Origin of the sequence: Helicobacter pylori (genome assembly GCF_003638305.1) — a bacterium.
GTDB lineage: Bacteria > Campylobacterota > Campylobacteria > Campylobacterales > Helicobacteraceae > Helicobacter > Helicobacter pylori_DJ.
On record NZ_MVYP01000017.1, the window covers coordinates 1 to 16,302 of the forward strand.

16 protein-coding genes and 2 pseudogenes are annotated in these 16,302 nt (G+C 38.3%); 4 read left to right on the top strand and 14 right to left on the bottom strand.

The window, feature by feature from the left end; genetic code table 11:
* Positions 1–110: 110 nt before the first annotated feature.
* From arsS to EAL04_RS08300, 11 genes and pseudogenes are all read right to left on the bottom strand, one after another.
* Positions 111–1,394: an acid-sensing histidine kinase ArsS gene (gene arsS, locus EAL04_RS07005; protein WP_120974265.1), complete on the bottom strand. Its 1,284-nt coding sequence runs from the start codon at positions 1,392–1,394 to the stop codon at positions 111–113.
* 23 nt (positions 1,395–1,417) lie between these two features.
* Entirely contained in the window at positions 1,418–2,095 is a 678-nt protein-coding gene (gene arsR, locus EAL04_RS07010) for an acid response regulator transcription factor ArsR (protein WP_120974267.1), read from the bottom strand.
* Between the two features lie 235 nt (positions 2,096–2,330).
* Entirely contained in the window at positions 2,331–2,798 is a 468-nt protein-coding gene (locus tag EAL04_RS07015; protein WP_162982523.1) for a CiaD-like domain-containing protein, read from the bottom strand.
* On the bottom strand, positions 2,789–3,052 hold the full coding sequence (locus tag EAL04_RS07020) for a tetratricopeptide repeat protein (RefSeq protein WP_120974271.1): 264 nt from the start codon (positions 3,050–3,052) through the stop codon (positions 2,789–2,791). Before EAL04_RS07020 ends, EAL04_RS07015 begins: the two co-directional genes overlap by 10 nt.
* Before the next feature lie 33 nt (positions 3,053–3,085).
* The gene (locus EAL04_RS07025; protein WP_120974273.1) at positions 3,086–4,366 is read right to left on the bottom strand and encodes a peptidase U32 family protein; all 1,281 of its coding nucleotides are present in this window, start codon (positions 4,364–4,366) and stop codon (positions 3,086–3,088) included.
* 2 nt (positions 4,367–4,368) lie between these two features.
* On the bottom strand, positions 4,369–5,112 hold the full coding sequence (gene cheZ / locus EAL04_RS07030; RefSeq protein WP_120974275.1) for a protein phosphatase CheZ: 744 nt from the start codon (positions 5,110–5,112) through the stop codon (positions 4,369–4,371).
* A gap of 69 nt (positions 5,113–5,181) precedes the next feature.
* On the bottom strand, positions 5,182–6,273 hold the full coding sequence (prfB, locus tag EAL04_RS07035) for a peptide chain release factor 2 (protein WP_079341643.1): 1,092 nt from the start codon (positions 6,271–6,273) through the stop codon (positions 5,182–5,184).
* Between the two features lie 60 nt (positions 6,274–6,333).
* Positions 6,334–7,509, bottom strand: a complete 1,176-nt coding sequence (locus EAL04_RS07040) for a molybdopterin molybdotransferase MoeA (RefSeq protein ID WP_120974277.1) — start codon at positions 7,507–7,509, stop codon at positions 6,334–6,336.
* A 9-nt stretch (positions 7,510–7,518) separates the two neighbouring features.
* A complete protein-coding gene (fliR, locus tag EAL04_RS07045) occupies positions 7,519–8,286 on the bottom strand; it encodes a flagellar biosynthetic protein FliR (RefSeq protein WP_078251279.1) in 768 nt (255 codons plus the stop codon).
* Positions 8,280–9,007, bottom strand: a pseudogene (locus tag EAL04_RS07050) (EI24 domain-containing protein). The gene fliR and the pseudogene EAL04_RS07050 overlap by 7 nt, the downstream one beginning before the upstream one ends.
* A 105-nt stretch (positions 9,008–9,112) precedes the next feature.
* A pseudogene (locus EAL04_RS08300) lies at positions 9,113–9,338 on the bottom strand (hypothetical protein).
* A 147-nt stretch (positions 9,339–9,485) separates the two neighbouring features.
* Between EAL04_RS08300 and cbf2 the strand changes: the two are divergent.
* Genes cbf2 through efp form a run of 3 tightly spaced genes read left to right on the top strand, consistent with a single transcriptional unit; the run spans position 9,486 to position 11,910 of the window.
* Positions 9,486–10,385: a peptidylprolyl isomerase CBF2 gene (gene cbf2 / locus EAL04_RS07060; RefSeq protein WP_120974282.1), complete on the top strand. Its 900-nt coding sequence runs from the start codon at positions 9,486–9,488 to the stop codon at positions 10,383–10,385.
* Between the two features lie 16 nt (positions 10,386–10,401).
* Positions 10,402–11,325: a class II fructose-bisphosphate aldolase gene (locus EAL04_RS07065; protein ID WP_000960459.1), complete on the top strand. Its 924-nt coding sequence runs from the start codon at positions 10,402–10,404 to the stop codon at positions 11,323–11,325.
* Between the two features lie 21 nt (positions 11,326–11,346).
* Positions 11,347–11,910: an elongation factor P gene (efp, locus tag EAL04_RS07070; protein WP_120974284.1), complete on the top strand. Its 564-nt coding sequence runs from the start codon at positions 11,347–11,349 to the stop codon at positions 11,908–11,910.
* Between the two features lie 509 nt (positions 11,911–12,419).
* Here the strand turns inward: efp and pseI are convergent.
* From pseI to EAL04_RS07085, 3 genes are read right to left on the bottom strand one after another with little or no spacing between them, the layout of a single operon-like run.
* Positions 12,420–13,442 carry a pseudaminic acid synthase gene (gene pseI / locus EAL04_RS07075; protein ID WP_120974286.1) on the bottom strand — a complete coding sequence of 341 codons (1,023 nt, stop codon included), beginning with the start codon at positions 13,440–13,442 and terminating at the stop codon, positions 12,420–12,422.
* A 3-nt stretch (positions 13,443–13,445) separates the two neighbouring features.
* On the bottom strand, positions 13,446–14,087 hold the full coding sequence (locus EAL04_RS07080) for an ABC transporter ATP-binding protein (RefSeq protein WP_120974288.1): 642 nt from the start codon (positions 14,085–14,087) through the stop codon (positions 13,446–13,448).
* The gene (locus EAL04_RS07085) at positions 14,084–15,361 is read right to left on the bottom strand and encodes an apolipoprotein N-acyltransferase (protein WP_120974290.1); all 1,278 of its coding nucleotides are present in this window, start codon (positions 15,359–15,361) and stop codon (positions 14,084–14,086) included. Before EAL04_RS07085 ends, EAL04_RS07080 begins: the two co-directional genes overlap by 4 nt.
* A 235-nt stretch (positions 15,362–15,596) precedes the next feature.
* Here EAL04_RS07085 and EAL04_RS07090 point away from each other — a divergent pair, with 235 nt between their 5' ends.
* Entirely contained in the window at positions 15,597–16,298 is a 702-nt protein-coding gene (locus EAL04_RS07090; protein WP_205585830.1) for a CvpA family protein, read from the top strand.
* The last annotated feature ends 4 nt before the right edge of the window (positions 16,299–16,302 follow it).

Genomic DNA, 16,302 nt, shown 5'->3' on the forward strand with positions numbered 1-16,302 from the left:
TTTTTGCTTTCTTTTTTCCTTTTTTTCTTTTTCTCTTCTTTTTCTCTTTTTAGTCTCCCTTCGGCCCCCTACCATGTCCTTTTGCGCCCCTCCACGCTCCCCATCCTCCTCTAATGGTGGGGGGGGGGGGGGGATAGCTCTTCATTATCCTCTTCTAAATCGTAAAAACTATTAAAAACGCAATCATGGATAGTGAAACAGATTCTTCCATTGCCATAATGATAGCTCAAATTCAATCCCATAGCCTCTAAAGCGTTTTTAATGATATACATGCCTAACCCAAAACCATGGGCTTGGCTGGGGTTAGAAGATTTAAAATAAGGTTGCAAATACTTTTCAAAATCTTCTTTTAAAGGTTTGCTTTTATTAGACACCACTAAATTATTCCCTATAAAATCCAAAAACACCTGTTTGTCATCGCTGTATTTGATCGCATTATCTACCATGTTTTTTAACGCTATAGCAAACAATTCAAAATCCGCTTCAATAATGTAATTGGAAGAGGACACATGGATAGGGCTTTTTTTATCCTCATCAATCAAAAGCATTTTTTCAATCCTGTCTATCAAATCGCTCATTAGAAATTTTTCTTTATTGCTCCCATAGTTTTTGGAAGCGAGTTGCTCAATGCGGGCAAATTGCTCAATCAGCGTGTTTAGGTGATCAAAAATGGAAATGAAGCGTTTTCGTGGCAATTCTTCTTTGAGCATAGAGCTTAGTATCTTGCCCTTAGTGATAGGGGTGCGTAATTCATGCATGATAGAGCGCAAAAATAAAACCCGAGATTCATTCATCGCATTGATTTTTAGAATACAATTGTCAAATTCGTTAGCCAGATCCCCTATTTCATCTTTTTGCTTGCTTTTACAACTCACGCTTTTATCCCCTTGAGCGAAGCGCTTCACTTGAGATCTCAACTCTCTTAAGGGCAATAAACTCTGTAAAACAAATAAAAAGAGGAATAAAATCAATAACAAACCCACCGTAATCGCTAAGAAATAATTCCTGTAAGAAACCGAATGCAAATCTTTATAAAGCACAAAATGCTCATCTTTTTTTAAAAGGATAAAAACCATATCGCTGAATTTAAACACTTCCGCATACCCAATATTTCTGTGGTGCAACTGGTGGCGTCTTTTGGCTAAAACCTTTTCTAAATTTTCTATCGTGGTTTCTCTAAAGCCAATTTTATAGAGGTAATCTTCTATGGCTCTATAATCGGAGTAGTTATTTAAAATTTCATTGATAGTGGTAACAAACTGATAATGGCGCATTTCGTTTTGATAGTTTTCATGGCTGATTTGAGAAGACACGAAATAATAAGCGAACGCTCCAAAACTAAAGAGCGTTACCATAAACAAAGCGACAACTTTAAAAAAGATAGAGAAACGCAAAACCCCTTAACTCCTTATTAGAATCAGTATTCTAATTTGTAACCGATCCCTCTAACAGAGATGATGTATTGCGGTTGCTTAGGATTTTTTTCAATCTTAGATCGCAAACGGCCAATGATCACATCAATGCTTTTATTAGAGCTTTCAGGGTTGATGCTCTCGCTTTCAATCGCAATGCTTTCACGGCTAAACACATAACCTTTTTTGCTAATGAGGAGCGAAAGGATTTCATATTCAGCCCTGGTTAAGTCTAGCTTTTTTTCATGCATATACACTTCTCGGCTATCCTTATCTACCCTAAAGATATTCGCATCGCCTGGCTCACTCACTTCTTCTTTTTTATGAGAACGCCTAAGCAAGGATTGGATACGAGCCAATAATTCCTTAGGATCATAGGGTTTAGGGAGGTAGTCATCAGCCCCATAATCCAGCGCTTTAATCTTATCTTCCACATCACTTCTCGCTGAAGAAATAATAATAGGGATATGTTTTTGTTTGGAAATGCGCCTACACACTTCAAGCCCGTCTAAATTAGGCAAAGTCAAATCCAATAACAACAAATCATAATTTTGTGTGTTAGCCGCACTAATGCCGGTATATGGCTCATCGTAATTGGTTACATGAATGCCATGTTGGAGCAAAAACTCGCTCAAAAACTTGGCTAATTCTATATCATCTTCTATCATTAAAACTTCTATCATACTTCAATTAACTCCTTCAATGATTTTTACAACTTCAAAAACGATTAACTCTGTTAATGTTTTAAGGGCTTGATTTTAGCATTTTATTACTAAAGATACCTTAAAGATGTCTTAAAAATAAAAATTCAAAACATTATCATAGTTATTAATGGGAATTTAAGGCTTTGTTTTCATGGAATATTAAAAATTAAAATCTTATTTTTTAATGTTTTTAAAAAATTCCTTTGATCGTTTTTCACTCTGTGTTTTCTCGCTCCAAAGATTCTAATCGTTTTTCAAGCACGCTCAATTGGTATTGCAAGAAACGCGCCACTAAATCCAAACGCTTCAGCGCGTCTTTTTCTTCTAAAGCTTGCATGCCTTTCAATAACACTAAGGTTCTCTCTAATAAGCTTTTTAAAAAAACCCGCTCGTTTGAAACCGGTGCTTGCGTGGGGTTTTTGGGCGTGATTTCTTCTGTAATGATTCCTTGTGCTTCTTCTTTTTCTTCTGTATTTTCTTCTGTGATTTTTTCTTGGGTTTCTATTTTAGCAGCGTTTTTTGGCTCTAAAGGGGTGCTTTGAGGGTTTGGGGTGTTTTGCAAATAAGGGGGCGTTTTAAAAAAAGAGGGCGTTTTTTGCGCCGCATCAAAGCCATCATCAATGGTTTTAGCCATTTTTTCAATTTCATTAAGGGTTTCTGAAATAATGTTTTTCAATTCCATTCTACCAGCCATTGTTCTAAATTTTCAACGCTCAAAAAATCCCCTTTGATAAAATTCAAATAGTGCCGCTCTAATAGCACGTCGTGCTTGAAAGGAGCGCCATTTTTTTGGATTTTTTCCAAGCGTTCTATTTGTTTTAACGCCTCTGCATGGTCAGGGGTTTTTTTTAAAATATTAGTATAAATTTGCAACGCTTCTTCAAAAAACCCTTGTTCTTCATAAATGCGAGCGAGCGTGATGGTTTCTAATGGCATGCGTTTCTCTTAATCGTTTGTAATACCTAATCTCTAAACGCCATTTTTAGACTCTACTTGAGTGCGCAAAAAGCTAAAAGCCGGTAAGGGTGCGGGCAGCCGCACCAAATTCACATTCCCGCTATGGATAGTTTCTAACTCGGTGTTATTTTCTAAAAGGATTTTATACAGCACTAAATAAGAGCGTTTTTCAAAGGTATAAATCTTGCCAATTTCATTGACTACGGGCGTGATAGCCGCATTTTTGGGGGCGATGATTTCATAAGCCATGTTAGTGGTAGTGGTGAATTTGCATGCAAAAAAACGCCCGTCTTCTGTTATTTCGCCATTGACTTGAAAATCCCCTTCGCTAATGGCTGTCTGGTGGTTTTGAGTGTCTAGCCTTTCAAAAGGCCTTCGCATCAAATAGCCATCCGTAAAACCCCTGTTTTTAAGCGTGTTCAATTCGCTAGCATAAAAACTCGGCTTAAGGGTGTTATGGTAAAAATCATCAACCGCTAAACGATAGATTCGCGTGGTTTGCGCGGCGTAGTAACTGGACTTGGTGCGCCCTTCAATCTTAAGTGCGCTAATGGCGTTGGAGCTTAAAATTTCAGCGATATGACTAGAGAGATTCAAATCTTTAGCGTTAAAAATATGCGTGCCTACGCCCTCTTCTTCAACCAACCTCATCATCACGCCGTTATCAGGGTTTTTCACATAATATTCATAATCAAACCGGCAATCGTTTGCGCAACTCCCTCTATTAGGCACGCGCCCCTTTTGTAAGGCCGAAATCAAGCAACGCCCTGAAAAGGCAAAGCACATGCTCCCATGCACAAAGATTTCTAATTCCAAATCGGGTAAGGCTTTTTTAATCTCAATCGCATCATTCAGGCTCAATTCCCTAGCGCACACGATGCGTTTAACCCCTAAATCATAAAACACTTGCGCATCTAGCGTGTTTAAAACATTCGCTTGCGTGGATAAATGGATGGGAATATGTGGGGCGATTTTTGAAGCGAGCTTGATGACACCAGGCGCAGCGATAATGAAAGCGTCTGGCTCTAATTCTGCCATTTTATAAAGATGCTCTTCTAAAAGTTTGAGCTGTGAATTGAAAGGGAAACCATTGATTGTGGCATAGACTTTTTTATTCAGCGCATGGGCGTAGTCAATCCCTTCTTTAAAGGTCTCTAAAGTGAATTCCTTGCCTGCACGATTGCGTAAAGAAAAATGGCTCACTCCCCCATAAACCGCATCAGCCCCATAGTTGAGAGCGATTTTAAGTTTTTTTAAATTACCGGCTGGAGAAAGTAATTCAACTTGGTTCAAAACTACTTGGCTCCAAAAGAAGCGATCAAGGCTTCAATATCATCAGCGCTGGCTAAATCTTTATCGTCATCGCCGGTGATAAAAGTCGCTGAACTCACGCGCTTAGAATCATCAATTTTGCCTTCAAAAAGAGAATTCATGTATTGGCTGAGCGCTCGCATGACATTAACCACTCGTTCAATTTTTTGGCGGTGGATGTCTTGAAACTGCATAATATCCATCGCTTGCATGGAGCTATCTGAGCAATTAGCGGCTTCTTCTTCAATGCTCTTAAGGGCGTTTAGGATTTCTTGTTGCTCGTTGAGTGCGGTTTTAAAAGATTCAACATTAGGGAAATGCGCATGCAAATTGTCAAAAATTTCTTGGTGTTTTTGCAAAGGTTCTTGGATTTTTTTAACCATTTTAGCGATTTTTTCAGCACTAGCCCCGATCAAATCCAATTGATCAAAAATCTGCGTGGCTTTCACTTCAGAATCTCTTGTAACATCGTCTAATTGATGCACGACTTTATGCTCTTCAGTGGGGGGAGGGGGAGGCCATTCATTGGGGCTAATCTTGCCGTATTTTTCAGCGTCTTCTTTTTTGACGGTCATTTTTTCATTATAACTGGAATTTTCTTTACCCTCTTTAGGCTCTTCTTTAGTTCCTTCTTTAGCCCCCTCTTTGGCCTTTTCTTTAGCCTCTAGGGCTTCCAAGTTTTCTAAATCGCCACCACTCATCAAAGCGTCTAATTCTTCTTGTGTCATTGTTGTTCCTTGCTAATTGGTTTTAAAAAGCGTTTTTAACCATAATTCCTAGCTGTCATTTTAGCGCACTTAAGCTTTAGCAATCAAAACGCCCTCTAAAATCGCATCAATATCGCCGTCTAATATCGCTTCCACATTGCTATAAGCAATATTGGAGCGCGCGTCTTTGACTTGCTGGTAGGGGGCTAGAACATAGCTTCTTATTTGATGCCCCCAGCCGATCTCGCTTTTTTCTTCATTTTTGGCGCTGCTTTGCTGCTTTTCTAATTCCAATTCATAAAGCTTGGATTTAAGCATTTTTAACGCGCTCGCCTTGTTTTTATGCTGGCTCCTGTCGTTTTGGCATTGCACCACAATGCCGGTAGGGAAATGCGTGATCCTAACCGCGCTTTCTGTTTTATTGACATGCTGACCGCCTGCCCCACTGGCTCTATAATAATCGTAACGGACATCTTTTTCATCAATTTCTATATCAATATCATCGTCTAATTCAGGGCTAATTTGCACGCTCGCAAAACTCGTGTGCCGTTTGGCGTTCGCATCAAAGGGTGAAATCCTTACAAGCCTATGCACCCCATTTTCATTTTTCAAATAGCCATAAGCGTTTTCGCCCTTAATGATAAAGGCGACCCCTTTAATGCCTGCTTCTTCGCCATCTTGATAATCTAAAATCTCGCTTTTAAAGCCTCTTCTTTCTGCCCACCTCAAATACATGCGATACAAAATACTCGCCCAATCCTGGCTTTCAGTCCCCCCCGCTCCAGGCTGAATGGTGATAATAGCGTTTGAAGCGTCATTTTCACCGCTTAACATGATTTCAATTTCCACTTTTTGGACGCTGTGTTCTAAAGTAGGAGCCTCTTCATAGAGTAAGGATAAAGTAACCTCATCGTTATCGTTTTGAGCGAGTTCAAACAATTCCACGCTTTCATCTAAAGAATTTTTCGTTTTTTGATAGGTTTCTAGCAAGCGGTTCAAGTGCACTTTTTCTTTATTGGTGTCTCTAGCCTTTAAGACATCTTGCCAAAAATTAGGGTCTTCTTGCTCTTTTTCAATGCGTTCTAATTCTTGTTTGATCTTTTCAGGCTTGATGATTAAAGCGATATTATCGCATTTGTTTTGCAAGCTTTTTAACAATTCGCTATAGGTGTAGTTATCCACAAACAGAACCTTTATGAGTGGGGTTTTGAACTTGCCATTATAGCATTGTTAAAAGCCATTTTAATTTTCAAACCTTAAAATTTCAATTTCGCCTTGAACCCATTCCACTCCTTCATCAATTAAAGCGATAGAATCCACTCGCGCAAGGGCTTGAATCGCTCCTGATTCATAGCGGTTGTTGTTGTAAGGAATGAATTGGTGGTTTGAATAGTTGCCTAAAATTAAATACGCGCGTTCGCCTTTAAGCTTTAAAGGGGCATTGATTTGAGCCTTAAAGGGCTTTAATTCAAAGTCTTTATTTAAAGATAAGCGCTCCAATAAGGGTAGAATCAAAACCCGTAAAACCAATAAACAACTTAAAGGATTGCCCGGTAAGCCTATAATGATACTTTGATTGAGTCGGGCTAAAGTTACCGGTTTTCCCGGTTTGAGATTGACTTTTTCATAATAAAAAAGGGCGTTTTTTTCTTTCAAAGCGTCTTTAAAAAAGTCTTTATCCCCCACACTCACCCCTGCACTTGAAAGGATGACATCATAATCTTGCAATTCAAGTATTTTAAGCTGTAAATCTTTATCGTCTTTTAAAACCCCTAGAAAATGCGTGTTGTAGTTTTTAAGCATGTTAAAAACACCCACTGAATTCACATCATAAACCTGGCATTCTAGGGCGTTCTGCCCTAAAGGCACTAATTCATCGCCGCTACTAAAGAGAGCGATTTTTAATTTCCTAAACGCTTTGATTTCTTTGAACCCTTGAGAGACAATGAGCACGATATGCCCGTAATTCAAACGGGTATTTTTAGGGACTAATACGCTGTTTAAAGAAGCGTTCTCGCCCTTTTGACGGATATTGGCGTTTATTTTAAAATCTTTAGGAGCTAGGGCGGAATTTTTATGGCTTTCTAGCATGCATTCTATGGGAACGATCGTTTCTATTCCCTTTGGCACCATCGCTCCAGTCATGATTTTAACGCATTCATTTTCTTTAACTTCTAAAGCGCTCACATCATCTCCGGCAAAAATGTGCTGGATGACTTGAGTTTTTTGACCTAAATCTTGCATTTTAAACCCATAGCCGTCCATAGCGCTTTGATTGAATTTAGGCAAGGCGTGAGTGCAAATAATATCCTCTGCTAAAATGCGCCCTGTGCTTTCAAACAAAGAGACAACCTCTACTTCTAAGGGTTTTAAGGGAATGCTAGAATGGATTTTTAGGGCTTCTTTAAAACTAATCATGTTTATCCTTTAAAAGATTTTGCTAATGGCGCTAAAGGCCAGGCTGATTTCTTCTTTAAAACGCCCCATGATAGCCGAAGCGATTAAAATAATGCCCACAAACCCGATCGCAATTTTAACCGGAAACCCAATAGCGAGCAGGTTGAATTGAGGGTGGGTTTTCATGATCATGCCAAAAATAATATCGCTCAATAACACCAAGCATAAAATAGGGAACGCCATAGAAAACCCTATGACAAACAAGTGCGAAAAGGCTTTGACAATGTTTTTAGCTAATTCTGGCTCAAAGACAAATTGCCCTAAAGGGACGGCTCTTAAGCTGTGATCCACAAACAAAATGATTTGATGGTGGAACGATAAATCCAATAAAATTAAAATCGCTAACAATAAAAGGGCTTGCCCCACAATGGGTTTTTGCGATCCTGAAATGGGATCATATGCGCTCGCCATCGTAAGCCCCATAGAAAAGCTGATGCTGTCAGTGGCAAACACTAAGCTCGCAAAAACGATTTGTAAAAAGACAGACGCGCACACCCCTAAAAACAGCTCGCATAAACAAGCGATGATAAAACCCTCTGGCGTGTAAGCAGCGTTTGAAAATTCTAAAGTGGGGTAAAAAATTGCGCTCACATACAAGCTCAAAGCCCCACGCACCGACAAAGGCACTAAATGGTTTTCAAAAAAAGGGAAAAAAGACAGCACCCCGCTAACCCTTAAAAACAACAAGAAAAAATCCCTGACATGGGGGGTGCTAAGCTCTTGGAGAAAATCTAACATTCTTTTTCTTTAAGGATAAAAAGTAGTGTGCTAGCATGAGAGTTTGCAACAAGGTGGCAAAAAAATTAAAAAAAGGGATTAAGGAAAAAAGATAGCAAAAAAACGAGAAACGATAATGCTTCAATCGGTGCTGTTTGAGTAGGTTTTGATAGCTTTGATGATTAAAAATTACACTGGCTATATCTAAACTCATGGTGTTTTTGAAAAAAAGAAAATGCGGGATTATGGAAAAAAAGACCCCAAAGACCCCTATAAAGGGAATGAAATAAAAGGGCGTTAAAACCGCTAAGAATAAAAGCATAAAAATGAGCACTTTTAAAAAATATTTAATAGAAAAAAGAATAGAGCCAAATTCTTCTAAAACGACATGGGGATAATATTTTTGGTGCAAATAAGAGACCACTAAAGGGGTGTAAAAAATAGACGCAAAAATATTGATGACTAAACTCAAAAGAATCACAATCCAAAAAATAAGAAAATACACTAACGCTTTAAAAACCCAAACAAACACACTAGAAAAAAAGCCTTGAGAATGAGAGTAATCGCTTAAAGATTGCGGTAATAAAGCTTGGCAATAATTCACAATGTTTTCGCCATTGTAATAAAAGATAGCTCCAAAAAACGCCAAACTCAAAAGGATAGGGCCAAGATTGATTAAAATCATTCTAGCGCTTAAAAAATCATTAAAACTTTTTTTAAAAATGGATAGAAACAAAACCATAAGCCTTTTTTAAACTCACTTTTTAAGGGGTATTTAAGCGCAAAGTCCCTTAATCCTACATAGTAAGCTTATCAATATGAGATTGACTAAAGGTATAGAAATTACTTAATATGGAATAACATGCAATGCTGAAAAACCAAATATCAAATATATAGAATAATAACCCTAGTAACCAAGGAAAGAAAATACATGCAACAATAATTACGAATATTATATTCATAATTGTATCGAGAATTTTTGAATCCTTTTTAACATTCTTTTCCTTTCCAAAAAGAATAAAACTAACACCAATAAATACAACAAATATTATTGCAATATCTGCGGCGAACATTTTTACCCGCTTTGAACGGAATGAATAACTTTAAGCATTTCTTACCCCTCAATGTGAGTTTTCTATAATCATGATAGCTGATTTTGTTTTAAATTTGCTATAATGTGAATTTAATGATGAAAATTAGTTTAGAGTGGAGAACACACAATGAAAAAAAATATCTTAAATTTAGCGTTAGTGGGCGCGTTGAGCGCGTCGTTTTTGATGGCTAAGCCGGCTCATAATGCGAATAACGCTACGCATAACACGAAAGAAACGACTGATGCTTCAGCAGGCGTGTTAGCGACAGTGGATGGCAAGCCTATTACCAAAAGCGATTTTGACATGATTAAGCAACGAAATCCTAATTTTGATTTTGACAAGCTTAAAGAGAAAGAAAAAGAAGCCTTGATTGAGCAAGCTATCCGCACCGCACTTGTAGAAAATGAGGCTAAGGCAGAAAAGCTTAATCAGACTCCAGAATTTAAAGCGATGATGGAAGCGGTTAAAAAACAGGCTTTAGTGGAATTTTGGGCTAAAAAACAGGCTGAAGAAGTGAAAAAAATCCAAATCCCAGAAAAAGAAATGCAAGATTTTTACAACGCTAATAAAGATCAGCTTTTTGTCAAGCAAGAAGCCCATGCTAGGCATATTTTAGTGAAAACCGAAGATGAGGCTAAACGGATTATTTCTGAGATTGACAAACAGCCAAAGGCTAAAAAAGAAGCCAAATTCATTGAGTTAGCCAATCGTGATACGATTGATCCTAACAGCAAGAACGCGCAAAATGGCGGTGATTTGGGGAAATTCCAAAAGAACCAAATGGCTCCGGATTTTTCTAAAGCCGCTTTCGCTTTAACTCCTGGGGATTACACTAAAACCCCTGTTAAAACAGAGTTTGGTTATCATATTATCTATTTGATTTCAAAAGATAGCCCTGTAACTTATACTTATGAGCAAGCTAAACCCACCATTAAGGGGATGTTACAAGAAAAGCTTTTCCAAGAACGCATGAATCAACGGATTGAGGAACTAAGGAAGCACGCTAAAATTGTTATCAACAAGTAATGGATGAGGTGTTATCATGTTAGTTAAAGGCAATGAAATCTTATTGAAAGCCCATAAAGAAGGTTATGGGGTGGGGGCGTTTAATTTCGTGAATTTTGAAATGCTAAACGCTATTTTTGAAGCAGGAAACGAGGAAAATTCCCCACTTTTCATTCAAGCGAGTGAAGGAGCGATCAAATACATGGGGATTGATATGGCGGTGGGCATGGTGAAAATCATGTGCGAACGCTATCCCCACATTCCTGTAGCCTTACACCTAGATCATGGCACGACTTTTGAAAGCTGCGAAAAAGCCGTGAAAGCGGGTTTCACTTCTGTGATGATTGACGCGTCTCATCATGCTTTTGAAGAAAATTTGGAATTGACTTCTAAAGTGGTCAAAATGGCGCATAGCGCTGGAGTGAGCGTGGAAGCGGAGTTGGGGCGTTTAATGGGGATTGAAGACAATATTTCAGTGGATGAAAAAGACGCGGTGTTAGTGAATCCTAAAGAAGCGGAGCAGTTTGTCAAAGAATCTCAAGTGGATTACTTAGCCCCAGCCATTGGGACAAGCCATGGAGCGTTTAAGTTTAAGGGCGAGCCAAAATTGGATTTTGAACGCTTGCAAGAAGTCAAAAGGCTCACTAATATCCCTTTAGTTTTGCATGGAGCGAGCGCGATACCGGATAATGTGAGGAAATCTTATTTGGACGCTGGAGGCGATCTGAAAGGCTCTAAGGGCGTGCCTTTTGAATTTTTACAAGAATCCGTAAAAGGGGGGATCAATAAGGTCAATACCGACACGGACTTAAGGATCGCTTTCATCGCAGAAGTGCGCAAGGTGGCTAATGAAGATAAGAGCCAATTTGATTTGAGGAAGTTTTTTTCTCCGGCCCAATTAGCGCTTAAAAATGTGGTCAAAGAGCGCATGAAACTTTTGGGCAGCGCTAATAAAATTTAATCAATAAGGAAAGAGTGTAACATGGCAATTGGGATGAGCGAGCTCAAAAAGGGCTTAAAAATTGAATTGGGTGGTGTGCCTTATAGGATCGTAGAATACCAACATGTCAAGCCCGGCAAGGGTGCGGCTTTTGTGCGCGCGAAAATCAAGTCGTTTTTAGATGGTAAGGTGATTGAGAAGACTTTCCATGCGGGGGATAAGTGCGAAGAGCCTAATCTGGTTGAAAAAACGATGCAATACCTTTATCACGATGGCGACACATACCAATTCATGGATATAGAGAGCTATGAGCAAATCGCTTTGAACGACTCTCAAGTGGGTGAGGCTTCTAAATGGATGCTAGACGGCATGCAAGTGCAGGTTTTATTGCATAATGACAAGGCGATTTCAGTGGATGTGCCACAAGTTGTGGCTTTAAAGATTGTAGAAACAACTCCTAATTTTAAGGGCGATACTTCCAGCGCGAGCAAAAAACCAGCGACTTTAGAAACTGGTGCGGTCGTGCAAGTGCCTTTCCATGTTTTAGAGGGTGAGGTGATTAAAGTCAATACGGAAACAGAAGAGTATCTTGAAAAGGTGAAATGAGATTATCTTTTATTGATCTAGTGCTTTAGACACAGCCTTTTTGTCATAAGGGGTATTATCAGCCCCCTTATTTGAGCTTTTTCTAAAATGCGTGTGAAATCTGTGTTTAAAAATTATTTAAAATGGATTGACTTTTTTATTGATCATCAATAAAAATATTCAAAGGCATTTTTTAAGATTAAACATAAGAGATTGATTTAATCAAGCGGATAATCTCTTAAAAAAGCAGTCTTTGGGGGTTAGGGGATTTGATTGGAGGTTAGGGATTAAACGCAAAATATCCCCTTAAAAAATGGGTTTTATGATAAAGTTTAAAACGATAGCAACAAAGTAATCCTGTTTTTTATTAAAAATTAAAGTTAATTGAGATTCAAATAAGGTTCTAGTTGCAACATTTGATGAGAGCGATGCCCCTATTCCCTTAAGATTTAAAATAGAAAATGAGTTTAAAATCAAATCTAAAACCATAAAACAAAATTTAAAAATCCCATTTTTTAGTCAAAACAAACCTACAATGAGCGTTCTATATCATCAGCGTTTAAAGGGGTGTTGGCTTTTAAGAATTTTGATGCCTTTTGGCCCAAAATTTCTTTATAAAATTTAGGGTGTAAGCCAAGGTTGGGGCGTAAGGCTTTGATATTATCACTAGTCAATGCTTCGCCTTTTTGAATGTCCTTAATGACGAATAAAGAGCGCGCGAAGAATCTTCGCTTTTCTAAAGTTTTTGGATTGATTTTTGGCTCTTCTTCGCCTAAGGCTAAAACGCTTTGCTTGATGGCTTCAACCATGCTTTTAAATTCGTTAAAATCCATGCTAAAAGCGCTGTCTGGGGTTTGTAAGGATTTGTTTAAGATGAAATGCTTTTCTATCATGCTCGCCCCTAAAGTGGTGGCTAAAATGGGGCAAAGAGAGCCAATCGTGTGATCGCTCAAGCCAAATTTAACGCCAAAGGTTTCGCCTAATTTAACCATGCTCAATAAGTTAGCGTCTTCTATTTTACTGGGATAAGCGCTCACGCATTTTAAAAGGGTGATGTCAAAATTATTCACGCCTTTGCACAAAGAAATAGCGTCTTGCAATTCAGTGCTTGTAGCGATACCGCTAGAAAGGATAATGGGCTTTTGTGTGCGAGCGGCCTTTTCAATCAAGTCTAAATCAACGATTTCAAAACTAGCGATTTTATACATGGGGCAATTCAGGCTCTCTAAAAGCTCTAAAGCTTGTGAACTAAAAGGCGAGCTAAAAATGCCTAAATCAAGCTTTTTAGCCAACTCAAACAATTCAGCATGCCACTCTAGGGGGGTAGAAGCCTTTTGATACAATCCATACAGATTTTCTTTATCCCATAAAGTGCCTTGAATGATGAAAGGATCTTCTTTAGAGTTTAAAGTCATGCAGCTTGGCGTGTAGGTTTGGAGCTTGACAAAATCCGCGCCGCTTTCCTTAATGGCATGAAGGCTTTCTTTAGCGAGATTTAAATCCTGGTTATGGTTAGCACTCAATTCAGCGACAATTTTAGGGCGTTGCAACATTTCTTATTTTTCCTTAATCAAAACTTCTTTTTCTAGGCGATAGACTTGAGAGCAAGTGAAGGCTAAATGCTCATCATGCGTGGCTAAAACTAACGCCCCTTCGTTTTCTGTAATGTAATTTTGCAGCATGCTGATGACTTGATTAGCGCTAATGGTGTCTAAATTCCCGGTGGGTTCATCAGCGATAATGATTTGGGGTTTTTTAGAAAGCACTCTGGCGATGCTTAAGCGTTGTTGCTGGCCGCCGCTCAATTCACCCACGCCTTGTTTTAGGGTGTGGGCTATGCCTAATTGTTCTAAAAGGGAATGATTTATTTCTTGCTTGGCTAGGATTGAAGCGACTTGCAAATTTTCTAAAGCACTAAAACCCTTAAAAAGGTAATGCGATTGAAAAACGATGCCCACTTTTAAGCGCCGTAATTCCAAAAGCTTTTTGGAGTTTAAGGCATAAATATCCTGGTGTTCTAACAAACTGACTGTTCCGCTATCCGGTTTTAGCATGGTGGCTAGATGGCTTAAAAGCGTGCTTTTACCGCTCCCGCTCACGCCTAAAATCGCTAGGCTTTCTTTGGGTTTAATGTGCAAATTCACGCCACTATAAAGAGGTTTTTCAAAAGCATGAGAAATATTAATCGCTTTAATCATGATCGTTTCCTAAAAAGAATATCGCTTAATAAACTAGGGCTTAAGATGTAAGAAGTTGAAAAATTCGCACTGTGCAAGATGATTTTATCATAACGCCTTGCGTAGTATTTTAAAAGCGTTCTTTGTAAGGTGGGTTCAATGCTTGGGCTAAACCATGCGTTATTGCTCATCACGATAAAAATTTTTGAAAGGCTGTTTGAATAAGCGGCTTTGGAAGTGCCTTCATAGCAGATCAGGGGGCGGAAAGTAAAATCGTCTAATGTAAAATCGCTGAAATGGGAAGCGTTGCGGTATAAATAAGCGCTCTCGCCAAAAAAGAGTTTTTCAAGGGGTTTTTGAAGAAACTTAGGTAAAGGCATTATCTCGCCAAAGGGGGCTAAGATCACTTTATCAGCGATCTGAACGCTTTTTTTAGAAAATAAAAATGAGCTGTTATAAAGGCTATAGCCTTGGGTGCGCAATGTCCCTATTAAAATAGCAATATTATCGCTTAAATCTTCTAGCTTATCTTTAAAAGGGGAGTTCTCTAAAGCGATGGGGTAGGCGGTCTCTGGAAAAACAATCAAGGTTTTTTGCTTGCTTTGAGCGAGCTTGATTTCTTTAAGAATGTTGTTTTCAATATCATTAAGGTAGTTTGAGTCAAATTTCAAATCTTGGGGCGTTTTTGTAGAGACTAATTCAATATTTCCAACCTTTTTTAAATCGCTTGTTTTGAAAAAATTAAAATCCAACGCGCCAAGCAGCAATAAAACCCCTATCATTCTGTATTTTTTAAGATTTTGAGCGCTCAAAAAAACGCAAGCCAAAAAAACAAGCCCTAGCGATAACTTATCCACTCTAAACACGCTATAAGAAAAAAAGCTATCTGGGACTAACCAATCAAATCCAAAAGGGTGGATAAAACTAGAGCCTAAAAAACTCAAAAGCCTGAAATAGGGGTTTTCAAAATAGAGCAACAAATAAAATAAAACCCCATAAACTAACGCTATTAAAATAATGATTAAGGGCAATAAATAAGTGAAATCCGAGTAGCGAAAGCTTAAAGCACACCAATAAAACAATAACGCCCCCACGAAAAACCCCAAAGCAAAAGCGCTATTTCTAGGGGTTTTTAAAAACACCAGCATGCTTAAAGGGGCTAATAGGCTTGTGAGTGTGATAGTGATATAGGGGTTTTCAACCGCATAAGCGTCTAAAACAGCGTTCATATACACGCTTGAAACAAACATGCACGCTAATAAAAAGGCGTTTTGATTGAATAGGAGAAGACGCATGGCTAAATTTTGAAACCTTGAGATTGTTTTAGTGTATTATAGCTATATTTTAATTTAAGAATTTTAGATTGATTTTTTTAAGGGTAGTTTTTTTTAAGTTGTGTTATTATTTTCAAATTTCAAGTCTAAAGAGTGTGGATTGGCATGATTTAAGAGTGATGGGTGTTTGTTTTAAAACGCTACGACTATCCTTATATGAGATAGAGATAATGAGAGAAAGGTTTGGGTTTAGGGTTTGAACTATATTGATTTGGCGTTACTTGTGGTGGTGGTAGCCTTTGGGATTAGAGGATTTTATCATGGCTTCGTGAGTGAAGTGGCGGGGACTTTAGGGATTGTGCTTGGCGTGTATTTAGCGTCTCGCTATTCTGTGGCTGTTGGGAATTTATTTTCAGAGCATTTGTATGATTTAAGAAATGAAACCATGACGAATCTCATCGGTTTTTTATTGGTGTTAGCGTCTATTTGGGTGTTTTTTTTAGCTTTTGGAGTGTTGCTAGGCAAGGTGTTAGTCTTTAGTGGGTTAGGCATTATAGACAAAGCGTTAGGGTTTATTTTTTCATGTTTAAAGACTTTTTTAGTGCTTTCTTTCATCCTTTATGCACTCTCTAAAATGGAAGTCATGAAAGACGCTAACGCCTATTTGCAAGAAAAGAGTGCTTTTTTTTCTACCATGAAAAGCATCGCCAGTAAGATCATGCGCCTTGATGGCGTCAAACATGTGGAGCAAAACCTTAAAGGCAATCTTGAAGAAATGAGCGATGAAGTCAAAAATAAAGAATCTTTCAATAAAAATAAAGAGTCTTTTAATAAAGCGATGGATAAGGGCGTGGAAGCTTTAAAAGAAAAGGCTAAAGATTTGCCTAAAAACATGTTAGATCCAAAAGCTAACCAAACCCCACCAAACCACACCCCATCTAATAAAGAACCCCTATAAAGGC

Excerpts from the sequence above, each read along its gene's own strand:
- arsR (WP_120974267.1), bottom strand. The coding sequence starts at position 2,095 with ATGATAGAAGTTTTAATGATAGAAGATGATATAGAATTAGCCAAGTTT.
- EAL04_RS07015 (WP_162982523.1), bottom strand. The coding sequence starts at position 2,798 with ATGGAATTGAAAAACATTATTTCAGAAACCCTTAATGAAATTGAAAAA.
- EAL04_RS07020 (WP_120974271.1), bottom strand. The coding sequence starts at position 3,052 with ATGCCATTAGAAACCATCACGCTCGCTCGCATTTATGAAGAACAAGGG.
- cheZ (WP_120974275.1), bottom strand. The coding sequence starts at position 5,112 with ATGACACAAGAAGAATTAGACGCTTTGATGAGTGGTGGCGATTTAGAA.
- EAL04_RS07040 (WP_120974277.1), bottom strand. The coding sequence starts at position 7,509 with ATGATTAGTTTTAAAGAAGCCCTAAAAATCCATTCTAGCATTCCCTTA.
- fliR (WP_078251279.1), bottom strand. The coding sequence starts at position 8,286 with ATGTTAGATTTTCTCCAAGAGCTTAGCACCCCCCATGTCAGGGATTTT.
- cbf2 (WP_120974282.1), top strand. The coding sequence starts at position 9,486 with ATGAAAAAAAATATCTTAAATTTAGCGTTAGTGGGCGCGTTGAGCGCG.
- EAL04_RS07065 (WP_000960459.1), top strand. The coding sequence starts at position 10,402 with ATGTTAGTTAAAGGCAATGAAATCTTATTGAAAGCCCATAAAGAAGGT.
- efp (WP_120974284.1), top strand. The coding sequence starts at position 11,347 with ATGGCAATTGGGATGAGCGAGCTCAAAAAGGGCTTAAAAATTGAATTG.
- pseI (WP_120974286.1), bottom strand. The coding sequence starts at position 13,442 with ATGTTGCAACGCCCTAAAATTGTCGCTGAATTGAGTGCTAACCATAAC.
- EAL04_RS07080 (WP_120974288.1), bottom strand. The coding sequence starts at position 14,087 with ATGATTAAAGCGATTAATATTTCTCATGCTTTTGAAAAACCTCTTTAT.
- EAL04_RS07085 (WP_120974290.1), bottom strand. The coding sequence starts at position 15,361 with ATGCGTCTTCTCCTATTCAATCAAAACGCCTTTTTATTAGCGTGCATG.